At 48.6% G+C, this 20,764-nt stretch carries 16 protein-coding genes; 2 read left to right on the forward strand and 14 right to left on the reverse strand.

The genetic code is table 11. The features are described 5' to 3' along the window. Positions 1 to 16 precede the first annotated feature (16 nt). The gene (locus tag H579_RS0108870; protein WP_028300377.1) at positions 17 to 1,981 is read right to left on the reverse strand and encodes a GGDEF domain-containing protein; all 1,965 of its coding nucleotides are present in this window, start codon (positions 1,979 to 1,981) and stop codon (positions 17 to 19) included. Further along, positions 1,974 to 4,043 (reverse strand): GGDEF domain-containing protein, encoded by a 2,070-nt coding sequence (locus tag H579_RS0108875; protein ID WP_028300378.1) that lies wholly within the window; start codon positions 4,041 to 4,043, stop codon positions 1,974 to 1,976. Before H579_RS0108875 ends, H579_RS0108870 begins: the two co-directional genes overlap by 8 nt. Positions 4,044 to 4,257: 214 nt before the next feature. Between H579_RS0108875 and H579_RS0108880 the strand changes: the two genes are divergently transcribed. Next, positions 4,258 to 5,190 (forward strand): DMT family transporter, encoded by a 933-nt coding sequence (locus H579_RS0108880; RefSeq protein WP_028300379.1) that lies wholly within the window; start codon positions 4,258 to 4,260, stop codon positions 5,188 to 5,190. A gap of 99 nt (positions 5,191 to 5,289) precedes the next feature. Here the strand turns inward: H579_RS0108880 and cobU are convergent, their stop codons facing one another. Beyond that, entirely contained in the window at positions 5,290 to 5,817 is a 528-nt protein-coding gene (gene cobU, locus H579_RS0108885; RefSeq protein WP_028300380.1) for a bifunctional adenosylcobinamide kinase/adenosylcobinamide-phosphate guanylyltransferase, read from the reverse strand. 171 nt (positions 5,818 to 5,988) lie between these two features. On the opposite strand from cobU, the gene H579_RS0108890 reads away from it, so the two are divergent. After that, positions 5,989 to 6,687, forward strand: coding sequence for an SIMPL domain-containing protein (locus H579_RS0108890; protein ID WP_028300381.1), 699 nt, complete (start codon positions 5,989 to 5,991; stop codon positions 6,685 to 6,687). A gap of 214 nt (positions 6,688 to 6,901) precedes the next feature. Here H579_RS0108890 and H579_RS0108895 read toward each other — a convergent pair whose 3' ends face one another. The 11 genes from H579_RS0108895 to H579_RS0108945 form a co-directional block, all read right to left on the reverse strand. Continuing rightward, positions 6,902 to 8,095 carry an O-succinylhomoserine sulfhydrylase gene (locus tag H579_RS0108895; protein WP_051227471.1) on the reverse strand — a complete coding sequence of 398 codons (1,194 nt, stop codon included), beginning with the start codon at positions 8,093 to 8,095 and terminating at the stop codon, positions 6,902 to 6,904. Positions 8,096 to 8,104: 9 nt separating this feature from the next. Next, positions 8,105 to 9,619, reverse strand: a complete 1,515-nt coding sequence (gene purF, locus H579_RS0108900; RefSeq protein ID WP_028300383.1) for an amidophosphoribosyltransferase — start codon at positions 9,617 to 9,619, stop codon at positions 8,105 to 8,107. 64 nt (positions 9,620 to 9,683) lie between these two features. After that, positions 9,684 to 10,178, reverse strand: coding sequence for a CvpA family protein (locus H579_RS24970; RefSeq protein ID WP_051227472.1), 495 nt, complete (start codon positions 10,176 to 10,178; stop codon positions 9,684 to 9,686). Further along, the gene (locus H579_RS0108910) at positions 10,178 to 10,675 is read right to left on the reverse strand and encodes an SPOR domain-containing protein (protein WP_028300384.1); all 498 of its coding nucleotides are present in this window, start codon (positions 10,673 to 10,675) and stop codon (positions 10,178 to 10,180) included. The genes H579_RS24970 and H579_RS0108910 overlap by 1 nt, the downstream gene beginning before the upstream one ends. Further along, positions 10,672 to 12,066, reverse strand: a complete 1,395-nt coding sequence (gene folC / locus H579_RS0108915; protein ID WP_028300385.1) for a bifunctional tetrahydrofolate synthase/dihydrofolate synthase — start codon at positions 12,064 to 12,066, stop codon at positions 10,672 to 10,674. Before folC ends, H579_RS0108910 begins: the two co-directional genes overlap by 4 nt. 6 nt (positions 12,067 to 12,072) lie before the next feature. Further along, positions 12,073 to 13,032, reverse strand: coding sequence for an acetyl-CoA carboxylase, carboxyltransferase subunit beta (gene accD, locus H579_RS0108920; protein WP_028300386.1), 960 nt, complete (start codon positions 13,030 to 13,032; stop codon positions 12,073 to 12,075). A 112-nt stretch (positions 13,033 to 13,144) separates the two neighbouring features. Continuing rightward, positions 13,145 to 13,948, reverse strand: coding sequence for a tryptophan synthase subunit alpha (gene trpA, locus H579_RS0108925; RefSeq protein ID WP_028300387.1), 804 nt, complete (start codon positions 13,946 to 13,948; stop codon positions 13,145 to 13,147). Positions 13,949 to 13,956: 8 nt separating this feature from the next. Beyond that, on the reverse strand, positions 13,957 to 15,147 hold the full coding sequence (gene trpB, locus H579_RS0108930) for a tryptophan synthase subunit beta (protein ID WP_051227483.1): 1,191 nt from the start codon (positions 15,145 to 15,147) through the stop codon (positions 13,957 to 13,959). A 26-nt stretch (positions 15,148 to 15,173) separates the two neighbouring features. Next, the gene (locus tag H579_RS0108935) at positions 15,174 to 15,791 is read right to left on the reverse strand and encodes a phosphoribosylanthranilate isomerase (protein ID WP_028300389.1); all 618 of its coding nucleotides are present in this window, start codon (positions 15,789 to 15,791) and stop codon (positions 15,174 to 15,176) included. A gap of 151 nt (positions 15,792 to 15,942) precedes the next feature. Continuing rightward, positions 15,943 to 16,776, reverse strand: a complete 834-nt coding sequence (gene truA, locus H579_RS0108940; protein ID WP_051227473.1) for a tRNA pseudouridine(38-40) synthase TruA — start codon at positions 16,774 to 16,776, stop codon at positions 15,943 to 15,945. Position 16,777: 1 nt separating this feature from the next. Continuing rightward, a complete protein-coding gene (locus tag H579_RS0108945; RefSeq protein WP_028300391.1) occupies positions 16,778 to 20,740 on the reverse strand; it encodes a motility hub landmark protein FimV in 3,963 nt (1,320 codons plus the stop codon). Between the last annotated feature and the right edge of the window lie 24 nt (positions 20,741 to 20,764).

Raw genomic sequence — 20,764 nt, forward strand, 5'->3', positions numbered from 1 at the left:
CAGCTCAGCACCTAAGTCAGCCCTTATTATCAACAAAACGTTTGAAATTAGCCTGTTCCAACATTTGGCTGTAACTTACTACACAGTTCCGCCCCTGAGATTTGGCTTTATTCAGAGCCAGGTCAGCCTCCTTGGTCAAACGCTCTATACTGGCCTCATCCGCCTGGCAACTGCTAAGACCAAAACTAACAGTGACATGAAAACTCAGATCCTGCTCATTATGGTTATGCAATATCACTGCCCTTTGCTGAATACGTAGCCGTAGTGACTCGGCTTCCAGTAAAGCTTGATCCTCACTCATATCCAGTGCAAACAGAGCAAAGGATTCCCCTTCCATTCGACAAACCCAGTTTTCTTTCTGGCACCACTGCTCCAGTAACAGAGCAACATCCTTCATCACCTGATCAGCGGCAAAAAAGCCGTATTGGGCGCTGATCTGCTTAAAGCGATCTATATCCAGTAGAATCAGTGCAACAGGCTGCTCAGACAAAACCATACTCTGCACCCGATGCTGGCATTCCTTTTGAAAAGTAGCATGCCGCAGTAAGCCGGTATGCTCATCAAAGCGTTGCAGGTATCTTAATTCATCCTGAATTGTGTCAAGTTCATCCACCTTAGCTACGATCTCCTGACTGATCTGCTCCACTTTATCCTGTAACTTATCCCTCTCAGTAGCCAAGTTTTTATTAAGCCGTTCCAAATAAGCATATTGACGGGTGCGACTCACCGCCAAAAGAAAGATCTGTATGATAATAAAACAGAGCAATCCCATCGGTAGCCAATAAATACCACCGATCCACTGCTGATATAGTAAGGCATCATGAATAATGGCCAGTAAACATAAACCTATTGCCGTGATTTGAGGTAGGAGTACGCGCCAGGATTGAACACGATACTTCATCAAATAGAGCGTTGCAGTCATCAGTAATATCAGATGCCAAAACATCAACGGCGCTTCCAGCCATACGACCACAGCTTGAGGCACCAGTAGCAATAGAGGTGATAGATATAACTGCCACCACATAACACGCCGTACCCAGCCAGGTAACACAACATTCAAATAGCCTTGTAACCAGAAGATAAAACAGGGCACTAATAAACTTTGTGCCATACAATTTACTCTAAAAGCCCAACCCCATTGTTCCTGCAAGATAAACCATCTCATCACCGTATAGCTTTCGCTATAGATGTAGAGAGTAACCGCCAGGCTAAACAGGCTTAAGGCCCATACCCCTCTTTCATAGCGATGGCGCACCAGGAACTGAAGAAAGAAGAGTATCGATGCTATAGCGGTCAAAGCCCCTGCAAGCGCTTGCTGTAGCTCTCCGGTAGCAAAATATTCCTGTACAGTCTCCGTATCTCCCAGCATTAAGCTGCGGGGTGGCGCAGGTTCAGCGGTCACAAGATTTGCCAGCTGTAGAATCAATACACCCCGGCGGTGTTGCTTGGGCAGGTAAGCTAAACGATGCCCCACATAGGGTATAAACTGATCCTTATTTTGACTAACCTGCCCTCCTGAAGCGATTAACTGATGATTCCAAAACAGTTTAAAAGCCGTTGCCATTTCAGGAATAAAGATCGCCAGCGGCTGATCAGGCAGATGTCTGAGCTCCAGTACATAAGTGGCGTAACACGCATCTTTTTTCTGTAAGGCAATCTGCGAGCACTCCAGAAGTCTCTGGGGCAAAAACTGACTGGAAGGAATTGGAAGGCTGCTGAGATCTTTTAATAACAACAACTGCTGTGGGTAAAACAGCCACTCCCCCCGGATTGTAAACAGTTCATCACTATCAAAGGGCCAATACTGCAGATCCAATACGCCATTACGGGCTTTCAGCCCATTATGATCACTCCATGCAATAGGGGCTGTTAAAACACTTAGGGACAGGGATAACATCAGTACAATATTCCGCCAGGATAGGACGGTAAAAAAGAGTTTTTGTATTGATGAAGCTGAAGATAGCAGTAATGGATCAATCATCTCTATAACCCCTTACCTTACCCTTCTCTTCACTGGGGTCAGTCTTGCCATTAAAAGCAGCTTTTATATTAAAACCAGCCGTTGTCTTTAAAGAAGACTCGGCATTACCTGTTTCGATATTAAAGCCTTTTACTGGAAAAACCTGTGTTGACGCGACGATGCGTGCTTGCTGATAGCCTTGCTGGAAACGTTGTTTGTTTCTTTGATGGTGCACATCATCAGCTGCTCTCGCCAATAGAGCATCTAACGATGTTTCACCGTCACGTTCACTACTGGCAATACCGATAGAGACCGTAAATTTAAACATTGAACCAGGCTGACTAAAGATAGGTAACTGCATCCTGGCAATATCCTGCTGTATCCTTTCAGCAACTCTGCTAGCCTGCTTGAAATCACTCCCTCCCAACCATAATACAAACTCATCCCCGCCATAACGGGCAGGAACCCAATCAAAGTGCCCTTTACACTCCTTAATTAACCTTTGGGATACCCGGCGTAGCACACTTTCAGCAAACTCCCGGCCATATTCATCATTGATCTGCTTAAAGTAATCAATATCGATCATGAGTACTGCAAAATTGCTACGCTGATTACGCTTAATCCGCTCCATAATCTGCTGAACAAAAGTATGACGGTTACTGAGTCCTGTCAGTTCATCCTCATTTTTTAGTTGCTGAAGATCCCTGCGCCTTTGTTCCAATTCACGGCTTCTGAGTTGCAATTCTTGCTTTCTCTCATTGAGTTGATTTTCCAAAGTCGCAGTATCATCCTGCAGATGATGATTTAATTGGATAATCCACAACTGCTCGTGAGTACGGAAAAAAGCCAAAAAACCTACCTGTGAGATAAGGAAGAGCAGCACCCCCAGAGGCATCAGGCTGGAACCGTTCCCTTCCCCGGCTAAAAAACCCCCCCCAAAAAAGAATACCCCCAGGTCATGCAAAATACTGGCAAACAGCGCAAAACCACCAAAGGCAAGAATACGGATACCTGCACGATTTAATAAAAATAAGCGCACCACTATCATTACCGTTAGCAGGATACATATGCTCATATAAACCAAGAGGGCGTACAATAACTCGGTAAACAACACACTGGGCGTTAATATAATCAGCAACAGCAGAAAGAGTGATAACCAAGGCAAGTATTGGACTAATCGAGGCGTTGCCTCTGGCCCATAAAGAGAACCCAACCACTTGATAAACAAAGGGATAGCGCAGGAAAAACCAATATATTCAAGCCGAACAGCAATCTCCCAGGGGAAAGCTCCAAATAACGTTAAAAAAGTACCTAACCCCGTAGTGCCTGTATAACCGGCCAACAGCAGTGTGAACAAAGCGATCCATAACAACTCCTTATGTTTAGGCCCATGGGCAAACTCCACCAAGATCAAAATTCCCGCCAGCAACGCCAGGCAGATCACAACACCTTCCAACAAGATATTATTACGGTAGTAAGCCTGCCAATGCTCATATGGAGCCAATATCATCGCTTCATGGATACCGCCTCTGGCATGTCCGTAATTACTTACCTGTAGTGTGAGCTGAGCGTCAGGCCTTAACATGCCCAAATACACTACTTTGTCGCCAAAATAGCCTTCTATCTGATCAGGGTGTACTGAACTTACGCCCCCAGAGGCAACCTCTCTATCATCCAGAAACAAACGAAAGCTGTTCTTAATCTCAGGGATCAGCAAGCCCAGTTCAATCTGCTGCGGAATATCACTTAATGACAGCACATATGTCACAGCGTGACGCCTGGGACCATTGGAATGCCAAACATCCGGCACAATTACAGGGGAGGACAGCGCCATATTTTCAGCAGCGGCTTCAGGGCTTAACAACTGATCTGGGAAGCTGAACCATTCACCGGATAGTGGCTGTGGTGGACTGGTTTGAGGGTACCAGAAAGTCAGGGAAAACTTCCCCTTTTCAGCTTGTAACTGCAGAGTCTTATCTTTTTTTTGATCCAGATTAACGACTAAATAACTGGATAAAAGTAGCAACAGACTAATATAAAGAAAGCCACTTAACAGGCCGCTATCCATACGAAAATGGCGCATTGAAACTCCGGCAGATCCCATCCGAAAGGCCTAAGAATTTACCATAGAAGCCAGACCAACCAAACGACAAAATGCCTTACTGTAATCACGGCTCATACTGGATAATACCTAGATTTTTAACATCCATTGATTTTTCTACATATCTTTAACGAATAAGAGCAGTGCCATAACATGCAAATTTGTTACACTCGCGCTTTTGCGCGAAATAAAAGTTATGCAAACAAGAACATTACGCTCTGATGCAATGCTACTGGTTACAGCTGCAATCTGGGGCTTTGCCTTTGTCGCCCAGCGGGTCGGTATGGATTATGTCGGTCCCTTTACCTTCAACGCCTCCCGGTTTTTTCTGGGGGCGATCTCCCTGTTACCTCTGCTCTTGCTGATCAAACCAGAACCGCTGCAAGCAGGTCGTGATCAACAAGTGAGTGATCAGCAAGGTGGCTATAAGAAACGTATGCCGTTGTGGTTAGGGGGCTTTCTGGCAGGTCTGCTGCTGTTTATGGGCTCGACTTTCCAACAGGTGGGTTTACAGTACACCACAGCCGGTAATGCCGGGTTTATTACCGGGCTTTATATTATCCTGGTGCCTATTATCGCCCTGCTATGGGGACAAAAGACCGGGAAACATACTTGGTTTGGTGCGTTACTGGCAGTCTTAGGGCTGTATATGTTAAGTGTCACCGATGACTTTAGTTTGGCTTACGGTGATCTACTGCAGTTGATTGGTGCGGTATTCTGGGCAGGCCATGTGTTATTGATCGGATGGCTATCTCCCAGGATGGATGCTCTGCGGCTCTCTATAGTGCAGTTTTTTACCTGCGGCATTATCAGTCTGATTGCGGCCTTTACGACAGAAACTCCCGAGATTGGCTCAATTATAGAGGCCTGGCAGCCTATCGCTTATGCCGGTCTGTTGTCCGTGGGTGTTGCCTATACCTTACAGGTGTTTGCCCAAAAAGAGGCCCCAGCCTCTCATGCCGCGATTATTCTGAGCCTGGAAGCGGTCTTTGCCGTGATTGGTGGCTACCTGTTCCTGAACGAGCTATTAACCATGAAAGGCCTGATGGGCTGCGGTTTAATGCTTGCCGGTATGCTGGTCTCCCAATTTGAACCCAAGAGCAAACATCAGGTGGAAACCGCACACTAGCTTTGAACCCGCTACGAAGTGAGGCTTATGTGCCTCACTTCAAATAGGCTGTTGAGCAAATAACAGATGAGGCTTGTTGCGTATCCACGCCCTTATCGATCATAACTCAAGCACGGGCCCCTTTAGCACCTGTGGCAAACCCACCGTCACAAAGACGACCTGATCAGACAGGGCAGCAATACGCTGATGCAAACGACCTGCTTCATCGACAAAACGTCTCGCCAGAGCATTATCCGGCACGATACCTTGACCCACTTCGTTGCTGACCAGAATCAGCTCACCCTCAACCCCCTTGGCCAGAAAATCCAACAGATCCTGCTGTCTTTGTGCCAACTGCTCTTCATCATCCAGCAGTAAAACATTGGTCAGCCATAACGTTAGGCAGTCGAGCAAGACACAACCTTGTTGGGCTTGCTCAGCAATTACTGGAATAATCTCTAGCGGCTCTTCGGTAAAAGGCCATTCCTGAGGACGGCTTTGCTGATGATGCTCTACCCGCTTAGCCATCTCTTTGTCCCAAACCCGAGCCGTCGCCAGATAATGCACTGGTAGCCTGGAAGCAACTGCCAATTGTTCAGCCAGGCTACTCTTACCGGAACGGGCACCACCCAAAATAAAACGTATCACCTACTTCTCCGTACTACCCAGTGATTGAATATCTTATGAACTGACTGACCGCTACCCACGACCCATCGCTAAATTATTCAACCGTATCAATTATGGAACTGAACTTTCTAATAAAGCACTATTCTTATCATAAAACCTAACAGCCGATAAAACCGGGTAAGGAATCAAGCCGTGAAATATATCACCTATCTACTGGCCAGTATCAGTTTAATCTTTTCCATGCAGGTCAGCGCTCAACTGCCGGAGCAGCCACATCTGGTTGTACGCGCAGAAGCCAGTGAGTCAGTACTGCCTAACATGGTTACTGTCAATTTAACCATTGAGAATATTAGCCCTATATTAAATAAGGCACGTAAGAATGTTGAACAACGCAGTAAACAACTCTTAAAAGAGATTCGACGCTTTAACCTATCTTCTAAAGATATCGAAGCGGGTCAGATTCGTATTCAACCAGAGTATGAATGGCAGAAAAACAAACGGGTTCAGGTCGGTACACGGGTTAGTCGAAGCATGAGCTTTATTGTACGTGACTTAAGCGTATACCCTGACCTGCTGGATGCAATCACATCAGTCAGTGTTGATTCTCTGGCTCAAGTGACTTTTGGTCATAGTGATGAAGACAAACTGCAAGCCAAAGCACTGGATCAGGCGATTATTAATGCCAAAAGCAAAGCACAGCGTATGGCCCAACAGCTGGGACAGCGTATCAGCCGCGCCTACAGCATTGAAGAGATTGGCCAGATTCGCCCAATGCATCAGACTATGGCTAAAGGTATGATGGCTGATAGTGCTGGTGGCTCAACGGCAGATTACCAGCCAGGTGAGATCAGCTTTAGCAGTGAAGTACGTATTGTGTTTTATCTGCAGTAGGCTGGAGGCTGGAGGCTGGAGGCTGGAGGCTGGAGGCTGGAGGCTGGAGGCTGGAGGCTGGAGGCTGGAAAAGCCTGATCTATTACTGGATTTAAAACCAGCTATAAAAAACCACCTAAGTGACAGTCACTTAGGTGGTTTTTGGTCGGTGTGATTCGACCTCACTCAAATACAATTCAGATCAAGTCAGGTCAGTCCCACACGGACAAGCGGCTTAGATCTTAGCCAGACCTCGGGCCAGATCAGCTTTCAGGTCATCCAGCGTTTCCAGACCGACAGCGATACGAAGCAGGCCATCGGTTACGCCTGCCGCATCACGATCTTCCTGAGTAATACGGGCATGTGTCGTGGTGGCTGGGTGAGTAATGGTCGTTTTGACATCACCCACATTCGCCGTAATCGACATCATCTGAGTATTATCAACTACGGTCCAGGCACCCTCTTTACCGCCACGCACTTCGATAGACAGCACCGCACCAAAGGCACTTTGCTGTCTTTTCGCCAGTTCATGATCTGGGTGAGACGGCAGACCTGAGTAGTTCACCTTCTCAATCTGCGGTTGTTGTTCCAGCCATTGTGCCAATGCCAGGGCATTTTCACTTTGAGCTTTCATACGCAGATTCAGGGTTTCCAGACCTTTCAGGAATACCCAGGCGTTAAACGGGCTCAGACTAGGACCACAGGTACGTACGAAACCGAAGATCTGTTCCATATCATCGTTATTGCCCACAACCACACCGCCAACACAACGGCCCTGACCATCCAGGTATTTAGTTGCGGAGTGAATAACAATATCCGCCCCCAGCTCCAGAGGACGCTGCAGTGCCGGCGTACAGAAACAATTATCCACAACCAGTTTCGCGCCCTTGCGGTGTGCAATCTCGGCGATCTTGGCGATATCACCCAGCTCACAGACCGGGTTGGATGGTGTTTCCAGGAAGTACAGCTTGGTATTATCCGTCGCGGCTTGCTCCCAGCCCTGCAGATCACCCAGATCCACATAGCTGATCTCAAGACCAAACTTCTTCATATACTTCTCGAACAGGTTCACGGTGGAACCAAAGATATTACGAGAAGCCACAATATGGTCGCCGGATTGCAACAGAGACAGACAAGTACTCAGAATCGCAGCCATACCAGAAGCAGTACCTACCGCACGCTCACCACCTTCCAATGCTGCAATACGCTGTTCAAACATACGTACCGTTGGGTTGGTAAAACGGGAGTACACGTTACCCGGTACTTCACCGGAGAAACGCGCTGCCGCTTCCGCCGCAGAGCCAAAAACAAAACTGGAGGTCGGGTAGATGGCCTCACTGTGCCCACCTTCCTGTGAGCGGGTTTGACCGGCACGTACGCCCAAGGTCTCCAGCCCCCAGTCCTGAGCATCAATATCAAAATCAGGCATCGTTATTCCTCACTCAGTACCATCGTTATGCATATCGATAACCGCATCTACTTTTGGACTGGCATCAGATTTAGCACTGTCGTTACGTTCTGCATCAATGGCATCCAGATATTTCTGATCGATATCACCGGTGACGTATTCAGCATTAAATACGGAGCAATCAAAACCTTCCAGCTCTGGGTTACCCTCTTTACCACACGCAATCAGATCTTCAAGATCCTGATAGATCATCCAGTCTGCACCTATCTGCTTTGCCACTTCCTCATCGGTACGACCATGAGCAATCAGCTCGTCTGCAGACGGCATATCGATACCGTATACGTTAGGATAGCGTACCGCTGGTGCTGCAGAGGCAAAGTAAACATTCTTCGCACCGGCATCACGGGCCATCTGAATAATCTGCTTACTGGTAGTACCACGCACAACGGAATCATCCACCAGCAGTACGTTACGGCCTTCAAACTCCAGGTCAATCGCATTCAGCTTCTGACGTACAGACTTCTTACGCTCCTGCTGACCCGGCATGATAAAGGTACGACCGATATAGCGGTTTTTGATAAAACCTTCACGGAAAGGAACATCCAGATGCAGTGCCAGTTCCAGAGCGGAAGTACGGCTGGTATCAGGAATCGGAATCACCACATCAATACCGTGATCTGGGTTTTCACGCTTGATCTTTTCAGCCAGCTTCTGTCCCATACGCATGCGGGATTTATGGATGTGAATGCCATCCATAATGGAATCAGGACGCGCCAGGTAAACGTGCTCAAAGATACAGGGACGGGGATTTGGATTATCTGCACACTGTTGGGTAAAAATATTACCTTCCAGATCGATAAAGACCGCTTCACCCGGCGCAATATCCCGCTCCAGTTCAAAGCCCAGTACATCCAGTGCCACACTTTCGGAGGCGACCATGTACTCAACGCCTTCAGCTTCAACACGCTTACCAAATACCGCAGGGCGGATACCGTGTGGATCACGGAAAGCCACCAGGCCCAAGCCGCTGATCATAGCAATCGCCGCATAACCACCACGACAGCGACGATGTACGCGACGTACCGCATCGAAAATATCTTCTGCACGTAGCTGCATACCCTGCTTGCCCAACTCATGAGCAAAGATATTCAGCAGCACTTCAGAGTCAGACGTGGTGTTGATATGACGCAAGTCGGTTTTAAATACTTCCTCGGCTAGCTCTTTAGCGTTGGTCAGGTTACCGTTATGAGCCAGTGCGATACCATAAGGTGAGTTGACATAAAACGGCTGAGACTCCGCTTCACTGGATGAACCTGCCGTTGGGTAGCGCACATGACCAATACCTACGTTACCATGCAGACGCTGCATGTGACGGGTACGGAAAACATCGCGCACTAAGCCATTACTTTTACGCAGGAAAAAGCGACCATCCTGGCAAGTCATCATACCGGCAGCATCCTGTCCACGGTGTTGTAGGACAGTTAAGGCATCATAGATGGCCTGATTTACACTGCTATTAGCAACAATGCCGACGATTCCGCACATTGAAAATCACCTCTTGGGGGGTTAAGTCACTTCTGAAATCAAATAGTTGCTGGTTAAATTACGTTTAGCTATTCAGCTGTTGATCAAGTAGCCCTGCGGCCTGATCACGTAACTGCTCCAACATAGGAATAAACTGGGATTGGGACCACCAAGGTTCCTCAGCCAAAGGGGTCAGGCTGATCACGGCAATCAAAATAATTAAGATGGCGACACCGCGCAGGGCACCAAATATCAAACCGAGAAAACGATCAATACCGCTAAGGCCTGTGGCAGAAACCACCTTATTAGCAGCACTGGATAATACAGAACCGACCATCATTACAAGCACAGCTACCGCGACAAAAGCGATACTGCCGCGCACCATATCCTGTTCGATATAGCCTGCCAGCATTTCAGAAATCTGAGGGCCAAATAGTCTGCCCAGCATAATAGCTGAAACCCAGGTTGCCAGGGAAATCGCTTCGCGGACCATGCCACGGATAATACCCCATACAGCTGAAATCAGCGTAACGGTCACAATAACCCAGTCAATCCAAATCAGGCTGTCAACGATTTCCATCAGTTCCGCACATCCGCCATGGGGTCATATCTGACCATAATTGCTGACACTGAAAACTCTGTTTTCAATCTTTGTTTGGTCTTTGCCGCTTTCTCTGTATCGGCAAAAGGACCGGCATAGACCACATAATAGGCTTTATTTTTCCGCACATAGGAGCGAATATCCACTTTACGGAAACGGTCTCGCAATCTTAAAGCATTATCTTCTGTCTTGAAACTGGCGGCCTGTAGTGTCCACGCAGCCAAGGTATTTCTCTCTGTCAGCGCGGACTTCCCGTGGTCTTCTTCTGTAGCCTTTGCCTGACGATCTGTATCAACATCATCAGGGTCTGGGGCAGCCACTTTAATCGACGGCTTGTCCGGTGCATCAGGAATTGGGGTTGTGGTTTGAGACAGGGGCGGACGCTGGCCACCATCTAATAGAATGGGCAGGAAAATAACTGCAATAGAGACAACCAAGATAGCGCCAATAATGCGTTGTTTCAGTCCATATTTCACGGTAACAGTCGCTCTTTCTCTGCTAATACACCCGCTACGGTAAAGAAGGAGCCGAAGACCAGTACCTGATCCTCTTCACGGCTGTCCTGCAGAACCTGATCTAATGCCAGACTAACAGAGTCAAAAGCCTGACAGTGCTGACACCCCTGTTTATGAAGATAGTTTACTATACGCTCGGCAGGAGTGGCACGGGGGCCATCCAATTGAGCAACATACCATTGATCAAAGTAAGGGGCCGTTATATCTAATACTGCTTCAATATCTTTATCATCCAGCATACCCACCAGAGCAATACGCTTACCACCCTGTCGCTGGAAAAGAGGCTGAGACAATTGCTGATGTTTATGCAATTGCTGAACAACATAGTTTGCCGCATGAGGATTATGAGCCACATCCAGCAGGAAACGACCAATACGCTGCATACGCCCTGTCAGCGACGCCTGTTCAATACCTTGATAGATCGCAGCTGTCGGTACCGAATGGCGCATCAGTTTTACTGCCTGAATCACAGTAGCCGCGTTATCCACTGGCAAACCGGGACGAGGTAGATTCAGATACTGTTGTTTCAGTTCACCCTGTTCAGACAGTTGTTGCCACTGCCATTTCTCTGACAGGTTTGCTGTACCACTAGTCTTTTCTCTATCAGAAGTGCTCTCAGCATCCTGCCCGCTGCCTTCTGGCAGCCAGTTGTACTCTTTACCCAACTGATAGATACCACCACATCCTAGAGCTTCGGCAGTTTCACGCACCGAGTTAGGAATTTTACCAGCCGGTGAGCCAATCAGGGCTGGGACACCAGGACGGAAAATACCCGCTTTCTCACGACCGATCTGTTCAAGATCTGAGCCCAGCCAGCTTTCATGATCCAACGCGACAGTAGTCACAATGGAAAGATCAGGGTCGATCAGGTTAGCCGCATCCAAGCGACCACCAAGACCGATCTCCAGCACCGCGATATCCGGTTTCTGCTCCGCAAAAATCAGAAAGGCCGCCAAAGTGCCAAACTCAAAATAGGTCAGGCTGATCTCATCGCCTGCAGGGTCTTTGCGGGCTTGCTCGATACGGGCGAATGCCTGACAGATCAATTCATCACTGACCGGCTCTCCATCCAAACAGATGCGTTCGTTATAACGCAAAAAATGCGGTGAGGTATAACACCCCACCTTATATCCGGCACAACGCAGCACGGAGTCCAGCATCGCCACGGTTGAGCCCTTACCATTGGTACCGGCCACGGTTACCACTTCACAAGGCAGAGTCAACACATTCAGGCGCTGTGCCACCTGGCGCAGACGATCCAGACCTAAATCGATCTCTGAAGGATGAACCGCCTCCAGGTAGACCAACCACTGTTCCAGATTGGCCGTTGCTGTATCAATACCGGATTGCATCGTATCTTATTCCGACTCTTTAGGCGCTTCAGCTTCTGCGTCGGCCTGCTCAGGTTTATCCTGAACTTCAGGCTTAGATTCTTCTTGCTGAGGCTTAGTATCTACGGCCACAGAAGGCTGGTTGGTCAGCTTACGCAGAATCGCCGCCAGACGCTCACGCATCTGATGACGGTGCAGAATCATATCCACAGTGCCATGTTCCAACAGGAACTCACTGCGCTGGAAACCTTCCGGCAGTTTTTCACGTACGGTCTGCTCGATCACACGTGGGCCGGCAAAACCACACAAAGCAAAGGGTTCAGCCACGTTCAGGTCACCCAGCATCGCCAGACTGGCGGATACACCACCGTAAACTGGATCGGTCAGTACGGAGATATAGGGGACACCGGCTTGCTTCAGCTTCTCAAGCGCGGCACTGGTACGAGCCATCTGCATCAGGGAGAATAACGCTTCCTGCATACGGGCACCGCCACTGGCGGAGAAACAAATAAAGGGAATACCCTCTGCCAATGCCAGTTCAGCGGCTTTAACAAAACGCTGACCAACCACTGAGCCCATAGAGCCGCCCATAAAGTTAAACTCGAAGGCACAGGCGATCACTTCTACACCCTCTACCTTACCGCGCATTACGATCAGGGCATCTTTCTCATCAGTGCTCTTCTGCGCAGCAGACAGACGGTCTTTATACTTTTTGGAGTCTTTGAACTTCAGACGATCCACTGGCTCGATATCCGAAAACAGTTCGCTACGGCCATCTTCATCCAGGAAGGTGCCCAGGCGCTTACGGGCAGTCAGGCGCATATGGTGGTCGCACTTAGGGCATACGTTCTGGGTTTTCTCTAACTCAGGCAGGTAAAGTACGGATTCACACTTAGGGCATTTACGCCACAGACCTTCCGGGATATTGGTGCGGCGGTTTCGTTCGGAGCGAACGATCGAAGGAACAATCTTTTCAAGCCAACTCATATAATTACTACTTCAGCAAAGTCATAATAGCTAGGCCGCCCGAAGGCGGCCAGCAGAGATCTATTATTGCACCTGATGACAGAAGCCTCTCTCAGAGGCCTCTGTATTCAGATCAGGCGTCCATGGCTGTACGCATCTCGCTCAAAGGCTCCTGCAGGGCTGCGGCAATCTGATCCGGCTGTTCAGCCAGCTCAGCAACCTTCTTAACCAGCACACTACCGACAATCGCGCCATCAGACACACGACTGATGGCGGCAGCAGAAGCTCCATCGCGAATACCAAAGCCTACCGCTACTGGGACAGAAGTAATCTTTTTCAGTTCAGCAACTTTTTCAGCAACGGCATCAGTATCCAGTGTTGCAGAGCCCGTTACCCCTTTAATAGAAACATAATAAAGATAACCGGATGCATGACTGGCTATTTTAGCCGCTCGAGCCGCTGTTGTGGTAGGGGCAATTAAGAAAATCATGTCAATGCCGGCATCTTTTAGCAAAGGAGCCACGTTATCCGCCTCTTCCGGTGGCAAATCCACCATCAGCAGACCATCAACACCGGCCGCTTTTGCCTTATGAGCAAAATTGCCATAGCCCATATGCTCGATCGGGTTCAGATAGCCCATCAGTACCACGGGAGTGTCGGCATCTGTTTGACGGAATTCCGCTACCATCTCCAGGATTTTTTCCAGCGTAGTACCTGCAGCCAATGAACGCTCATGGGCTTTCTGGATCACTTCACCATCGGCCATAGGATCAGAGAAAGGAATACCTAACTCGATCATATCCGCTCCGGCTTCAACCAGAGCATGCATCAGACCTACGGTATATTCAGGTTTAGGGTCACCGCCAGTGATATAAGGAATCAGTGCCTTTTTGCCCTGCTCATTCAGTTGAGCAAACTTCTGTTCAATTCGGGACATCATCAACCTCACACCGTAATGCCATCAATACCTGCCACCGTGTGGATATCTTTATCGCCACGGCCAGACAAGTTGATGATGATCTGTTGATCAGGGCTCATAGTTTGAGCCAGTTTGCGGCCATAAGCCAGAGCATGACTACTTTCCAGGGCAGGCATAATACCTTCGACCTTAGTCAGCTCACGGAAGGCACTCAGCACCTCTACATCCGTGGCAGCGACATAGTTCACACGCCCCACATCTTTCAGATAAGCATGCTCAGGCCCCACCCCAGGGTAATCCAGACCAGCGGATACTGAATGGGTCTCGATAATCTGACCGTCATGATTCTGCATCAGGTAGGTACGGTTACCGTGTAATACACCCGGTGAACCTTTACACAGAGGTGCAGCATGGCGTCCGGTATCAAGGCCGTCACCTGCGGCTTCTACGCCATACATCGCAACAGACTCATCACCCAGGAATGGATAGAACAAACCCATAGCGTTTGAACCACCGCCCACGCAAGCCACCAGAGCATCTGGCAGACGGCCCGTTTGGGCCAGGCTCTGTTCTCGAGCCTCACGACCAATCACGGAGTTAAAATCACGTACCAGCTGAGGGTAAGGGTGAGGACCGGCCACAGTACCAATAATGTAGAAAGTGCTGTCGACATTGGTCACCCAGTCACGCATCGCTTCGTTCATGGCATCTTTAAGGGTACGGGAACCGGATTCAACCGCGTTCACTTTCGCCCCCAGCAGCTTCATACGATACACGTTCAGAGACTGACGCTGCACATCTTCCGCCCCCATATAGATCTCGCACTCCAGACCTAAACGAGCCGCTACAGTTGCTGTCGCAACGCCGTGCTGACCAGCACCTGTTTCAGCAATTACACGGGGTTTACCCGTATATTTTGCCAACAGCGCCTGGCCGATGGTGTTATTCACCTTGTGTGCACCAGTGTGATTCAGATCTTCGCGCTTCAGATAAATCTGCGCTCCACCCAGCATCCGTGACCATCGTTCTGCGTGGTAAAGTGGCGAAGGACGACCCACGTAGTGGGCCAGATCTTTATCAAACTCAGCCTGAAAATCAGGATCAGCCGACAACTTTTTATAAGTAGCTTCTAATTCTTCTAACGCATAGCTCAGCGTTTCTGAAACAAAACGACCGCCGTAAGGGCCAAAGTGGCCTCTATCGTCTGGCAGTTGCATCAGTTCAGCATAGGTGTTCGCCTTGGTCACGGATTTGCACCTCTAATAAATGCATGAATTTTAACGGGATCTTTGATCCCTTTACTGGCTTCAACACCGCCGGAGACATCAACAGCATAGGGTTTAACCTGTTGAACGGCTGTGCTGATATTTTCCGGAGTTAAACCCCCGGCTAATATAATCGCTTGGGCAGACTGGGCCGGGATCAACTCCCAGTTAAATGTCTCCCCGGTGCCTCCAGGCACTCCGGGACGGTAACTGTCCAGCAGAATGGCTCTGGCGGCCTGAAACTGGTTGAGATCCTGTTGCAAACTGTCGGCATCACGTACTCGCAGAGCTTTGATCCACGCACGGCCAAATTGCTGACAGTAATCTGCACTTTCATCACCATGAAACTGCAAAAGATCCACCTGCGTCAGTGCCGTTATACGAAAAACCTCCGCCTCCGGTTCATTTACAAACAGGGCAACGGTAGTCACAAAAGGCGGTAGCTGAGCAATAATCTCAGCAGCCTCTTCCGGCTCAATATAACGGGGACTGGGTGGATAAAAGACAAAACCCAAGGCATCGGCACCGGCCTCAATCGCCGTCAGGGCGTCTTCCAGCCGGGTAATACCACAGATTTTAACGCGTGTTTTCGACATAATCTTCTTCTGGATCAGGCTTGTTTAGAGCATCGTTTATCAGATGCCGGAACAAGCCGGACAACCGTACAACAACCTTAGTCACAAGCACCTATTTAATCATACTGAGAAAGTGAAAGCATACAGAGAAAACACCAACATGCTGAAAAAACTACAACATACTGAGAAAATGTGGACCTAATGGCAGTTTAGGTAATTCAAACTCATCGGGATAGATCGCCTCAACAAAATACAAACCATTGGGTTTGGCGGTTACGCCCCCCTGAGCTCGATCCCGCAGGGCTAATAGCTCACCCATCCACTCCACCGGCTTTTCACCGCTACCGATAGGCAACAAAGCACCGACGATATTACGGATCATATGATGGACAAAAGCATTGGCCCGGATCTCCATAATCACTAAAGAACCGTGGCGAAACACTTTCGCTTCTTCGATATTGCGCCAAGGTGTATTGGACTGACAACCCGCTGCACGAAAAGAGGAGAAGTCGTTCTCACCTAAGAGCAGCTGCACCGCCTGATGCATTTTATCGGCATCCAGAGGCTGATCATACCAGGTTAACTGGTCATGCATCAGCGCTGGACGGATACGCTGGTTATAGATTACATAACGGTAACGACGTGCGATAGCTGAATAACGGGCATGGAAATCATCACTGACAGGCACTGCCCAACGTACTGCTATATCATCGGGCAGATTAGTATTGGTACCGTAGACCCAAGCCTTACTGGAACGCTTAACAGTGGTATCAAAATGCACGACCTGATTAGAGCCGTGTACGCCTGTATCGGTACGACCGGAACACATCACACGGATAGACTCATTAGCCACCTTACTCAGAGCACCCTCCAGGGTTTCCTGAACACTGCGTACACCGGGTTGCTGGGCTTGCCAGCCATGGTATCCAGCACCGTTATACTCAATGCTGAGAGCGTAACGGCCCGGACGACCATTATCATCGGGAAAAATTGGAAATTCGCTCATATTAGCCTTTCAGCTTCTCCATCAGTTTTTGAGCGTCTTCCATTTGCTCAGGGTTTCCACGCTGCAAAACTTCCTGCAACGCTTCCATCGCCGAAGCTGAATTACCCATATCGATATATGCACGAGCCAGATCCAACTTAATCGATGGATCTTCATTCTCATCCAGAATACCATCGATATTAAGCAGTTCATCATCTTCATCGCCCAGAAGATCATCTTCTGTCATGGTGATCTCTGAGATATCACCCAAGTCATCAAGCTCGTCAGACCCCCCCTGATATTGAGGCCCCCCCTCAATTGCAGGCGACAACTCGTCTAAATCAGCTGAAAGCCCTTCCAGCGACGGGGACAGGTTATCCAGGTCATCTAAATCACTGAGAACATCCAGGCCATCATCAGCCAGATCCATGCTCATCAGATCTTCCAGGCTTTCCAACTCCAAATCGGAACTATTGTCGAGATTAACAAGCTCACTGGCCCCCATGGTCAGATCATCCAGATCCTCAAGGAATTCTTCTGTATCAGAACGCAAAGCGTCCTGAATACCAGTAAACTGGTAATCCAGATCATCTGCTTCAGCACTTTCATCGGTTAGCTCACCAAACTCAAAATCGTCCTGATCCAGAGGCTCAGGCTGCCCTAAATCTTGGGATTCCAAGTTCATCTGAGGTGAACTATCCTGCTCTTCGATATCATCACCAAAGTCCAGATCAACCAGCTCTATATCAAAATCTGCCAGTTCATCTTCATCACTTTCAGAGCCTTCTGTATCGGCAACAGATGCAAGCTGCTCAGAATGCTCTTCTGAGTAACGGCCAAAGTCCCGTTCGAGCGCATCCAGCTCTTTGCTAAGATCAATGGAATCTTCATCATCAAAACCAGAGATAGAGTCAGCACTCAGGTTCTCTGAAGACTCTTCGATAGACTCAAAATCATCGGTTAACACCGCCTCATCGCTGTTCCCAGGCGAACTATCCAGCTCAACAAGATCCATAGGATCAAAGCGGTCTTCCGGCTTAATCTCATCAGCTACGTTTAACTCATCAGATAGGCCCCGGGCACCTTCACCACCCATATCCAGGTCTGCTATATCGATATCAGATACATCTGTTACAGGCTGTACTTTATCATATAGACTTTGCTGTAAAGACAATGCAGATTCTAGTGCCGAGACATCACCAGAGGACTGAAGCTGACGAAGCTCATGGTCAAAGGTGGCTTCATCTTCAAGCTCCACCAGCACTTCCATAAACTTAAGGCGTAGCTCATTATTAGCCTCATCTTCGCCCAGCGCACCCTGCAGAACACCTGCTGCCTGCTCATATTGACCGGACTCCATGTACTGCTGAGCATCCTGTATCGGGTCAGCAACGGAGGCTTCCTCAGCAATATCATCTTCTGGAACAATATCATCTTCTGGAACAATATCGTCCAGACCGATCACCAAGTCGGCATTATCCTCTCCAATATCCGAAGAGACCAACTCGTTGAGCAACTCAGAATCAGAATCAAACTCTTCCTCGACCTGAGATAACTCAGCATCAATATCAACTGCGATATCTGCTTCAATGCGAGGATCAAAGGCATCTTCCAGATCTAAGTCCACTTCAATATTAGACTCGGCGCTATTATCAACCGGGGAGAGCTCTTCTGTCGGCTCAAAGTCATCCAGAGATAAATCTGACAAGTCGTCTAACTCGGCACTCATATCGATCTCTGACGTTGCCATTTCGTCCGACAGATCGTTCAAATCATCCAGCTCAGCGCCAATGTCTATTTCATTATCCTGAGTTAACGCATCTATATCAGCTTCCGGTGCAGACAAGATCTCATTTGTTAACTCAGCTGGCTGCTTTTTTACGCCCTCCTCGGATATATCACCCAGGTCACCTAAATCCAGTTCTTCATCCAGATCAAAATCACCTAAGTCCAGATCATCCAACTCCATATCACCGCCAGAGCCATCACCCAGGTCGCCAAGATCTAAATCATCCAGTTCCATCTCATCACTGGAATCACCGCCCAAATCTCTACCAATATCATCATCCAGGCTCAAATCGTCGCCCAGGCTTAAGTCATCGCTTGGGTCGTCATCCAGGCTTAAGTCATCACTCAGATCACTACCCAAATCGCCACCAAGATCGTCGTCCAAACTTAAGTCATCGCCCAGGTCATCATCCAGGTTTAAATCATCACTCAGATCACTACCCAAATCGCCACTAAGATCGTCATCCAGACTTAAGTCATCGCCCAGGTCATCATCCAGGCTTAAATCATCACTCAGATCACTACCCAAATCGCCACTAAGATCGTCATCCAGACTTAAGTCGTCGCCCAGATCATCATCCAAGCTTAAGTCATCCGGTAAATCATCGGATAATGCATCAGCTGCTGCTAAACCTGCAACACCAGCTCCCGCTCCCATAGCAAGATCACCCATGGAGCTATCGTCGTTAGAGCGACCTTTTTCCTGATTCTTGTCATTACCCCCCTTACGGCGACGCATAACAAGCACGCCCAACACCGCAGCTAATACAGCAGCAATACCGCCACCGATAGCCATCATATTATTCTCTATGAAGCTACCAGGCTCTTCAGGAGAACTCGGGCTCTCAGCCGCCTTCTGGTCTGACTCATCAATGGTGAAAGGTTTGATCTCTTTCTTTTCCTCAACCACATTGGCTGAAGAAGAGTCTGTCACACCTTCTTTTTGCATCTCCTGCTGTTTCTGAGCCTCCGCTGCCAGGTCAAGACCGATGGCCGGAGCGCTTACCGCACCGGTTACCGCTGCTGAGCTGGTTGATGCAACTGGAGGCAGAGTCAAATCAACCTTTGGCTCTGGCACCGCCTCCGATTTAGTATCAGTGTCAGGAGCTTTGCTGGATAACAACTGATTTTGTTTAGCCAGCATATTTTCCATCGCTGACAACTGCTCATCTTTCAGACGAATCAGCTTTTGTAAGGTACCTATCTGCTTCTGTAAATCATCAAGACGGCTTGATAAGTCGGCTTTTTCCCGCTCCGATTTATCCAAGCTTTCTTTACTTAAAGCCAGCTCTTTAGCTAACTCATCCGCTTTACTATTATCCTGAGTATTTTCTGTTTCTGGCTCAGCAACTAACTTCAGCTTATCCTGTTCTACATTGGGTGTAGCTGGTTTGGCTGGTACAGGGGCTGGAGCTGTTTTAGGTGTTAAAGCTGACTTCAAAGTTACCCATTCACGATTTTGCCTCGCGACTTCTCGGATTGCTGCCAAAGAGTCCCGCTTCGTCATCGCCTGGGCATTTGGAATCAGGATGGTGCTACCTGCTTCCATATCATTAATGTTACCGGATGGAAAAGCATCAGGATTGGCATCCTGAATCGCCAACATCGCCTGCTTAATGGTAATGTTATTATTCGGTCGGTTTTGGCGAGCCAGACTCCACAGAGTATCAGTTGGGCCAACTTTAATTCTGCGGGCACCCTCTTCGACTAGCTGACCGGCTGCAGGTGCAGCCAAAGGTTGGGAATCGATAGTAGCTGGCACGGATGTTTGAGCGGCATACTGCTGCCCTACCGTTGTGCTGTCATAAGCAGGAGGATCCAGAAGGAAGGTATATTCCCGTAGCAAGCGCCCCTGAGGCCACTCAACGGTGAGTAGTAAATTAAGGAAAGGTTCTTTAACGGCTGCCTGACTGGTCAGTTCAATATAAGGCCCCCTAGCCCCATCACGAACAACAAAATCAAGGTTTTGCAGGAAGAACTGACGCTGTAAACCAGCCCTTGCAAAGGCATCTTCATCCGCCAGCATCACCCTGATATCGGAAGCCGAAACTCCCTGAGTCTGTGATAACTGTATCGTTGCCTTTAACGGCTGATTTAACGATGACTGTAAATCAGCGTTACCAAGTCCAAGCCCTAACGCCAACGGGCTGCCTAATAAGCCCACCGTTGCTAGAGTACCCGCCAGCTTGCGCACCATAATTTGATTCCTTAACTCTTTGTG

Origin of the sequence: Oceanospirillum beijerinckii DSM 7166 (assembly GCF_000422425.1) — a bacterium.
GTDB lineage: Bacteria > Pseudomonadota > Gammaproteobacteria > Pseudomonadales > Halomonadaceae > Oceanospirillum > Oceanospirillum beijerinckii.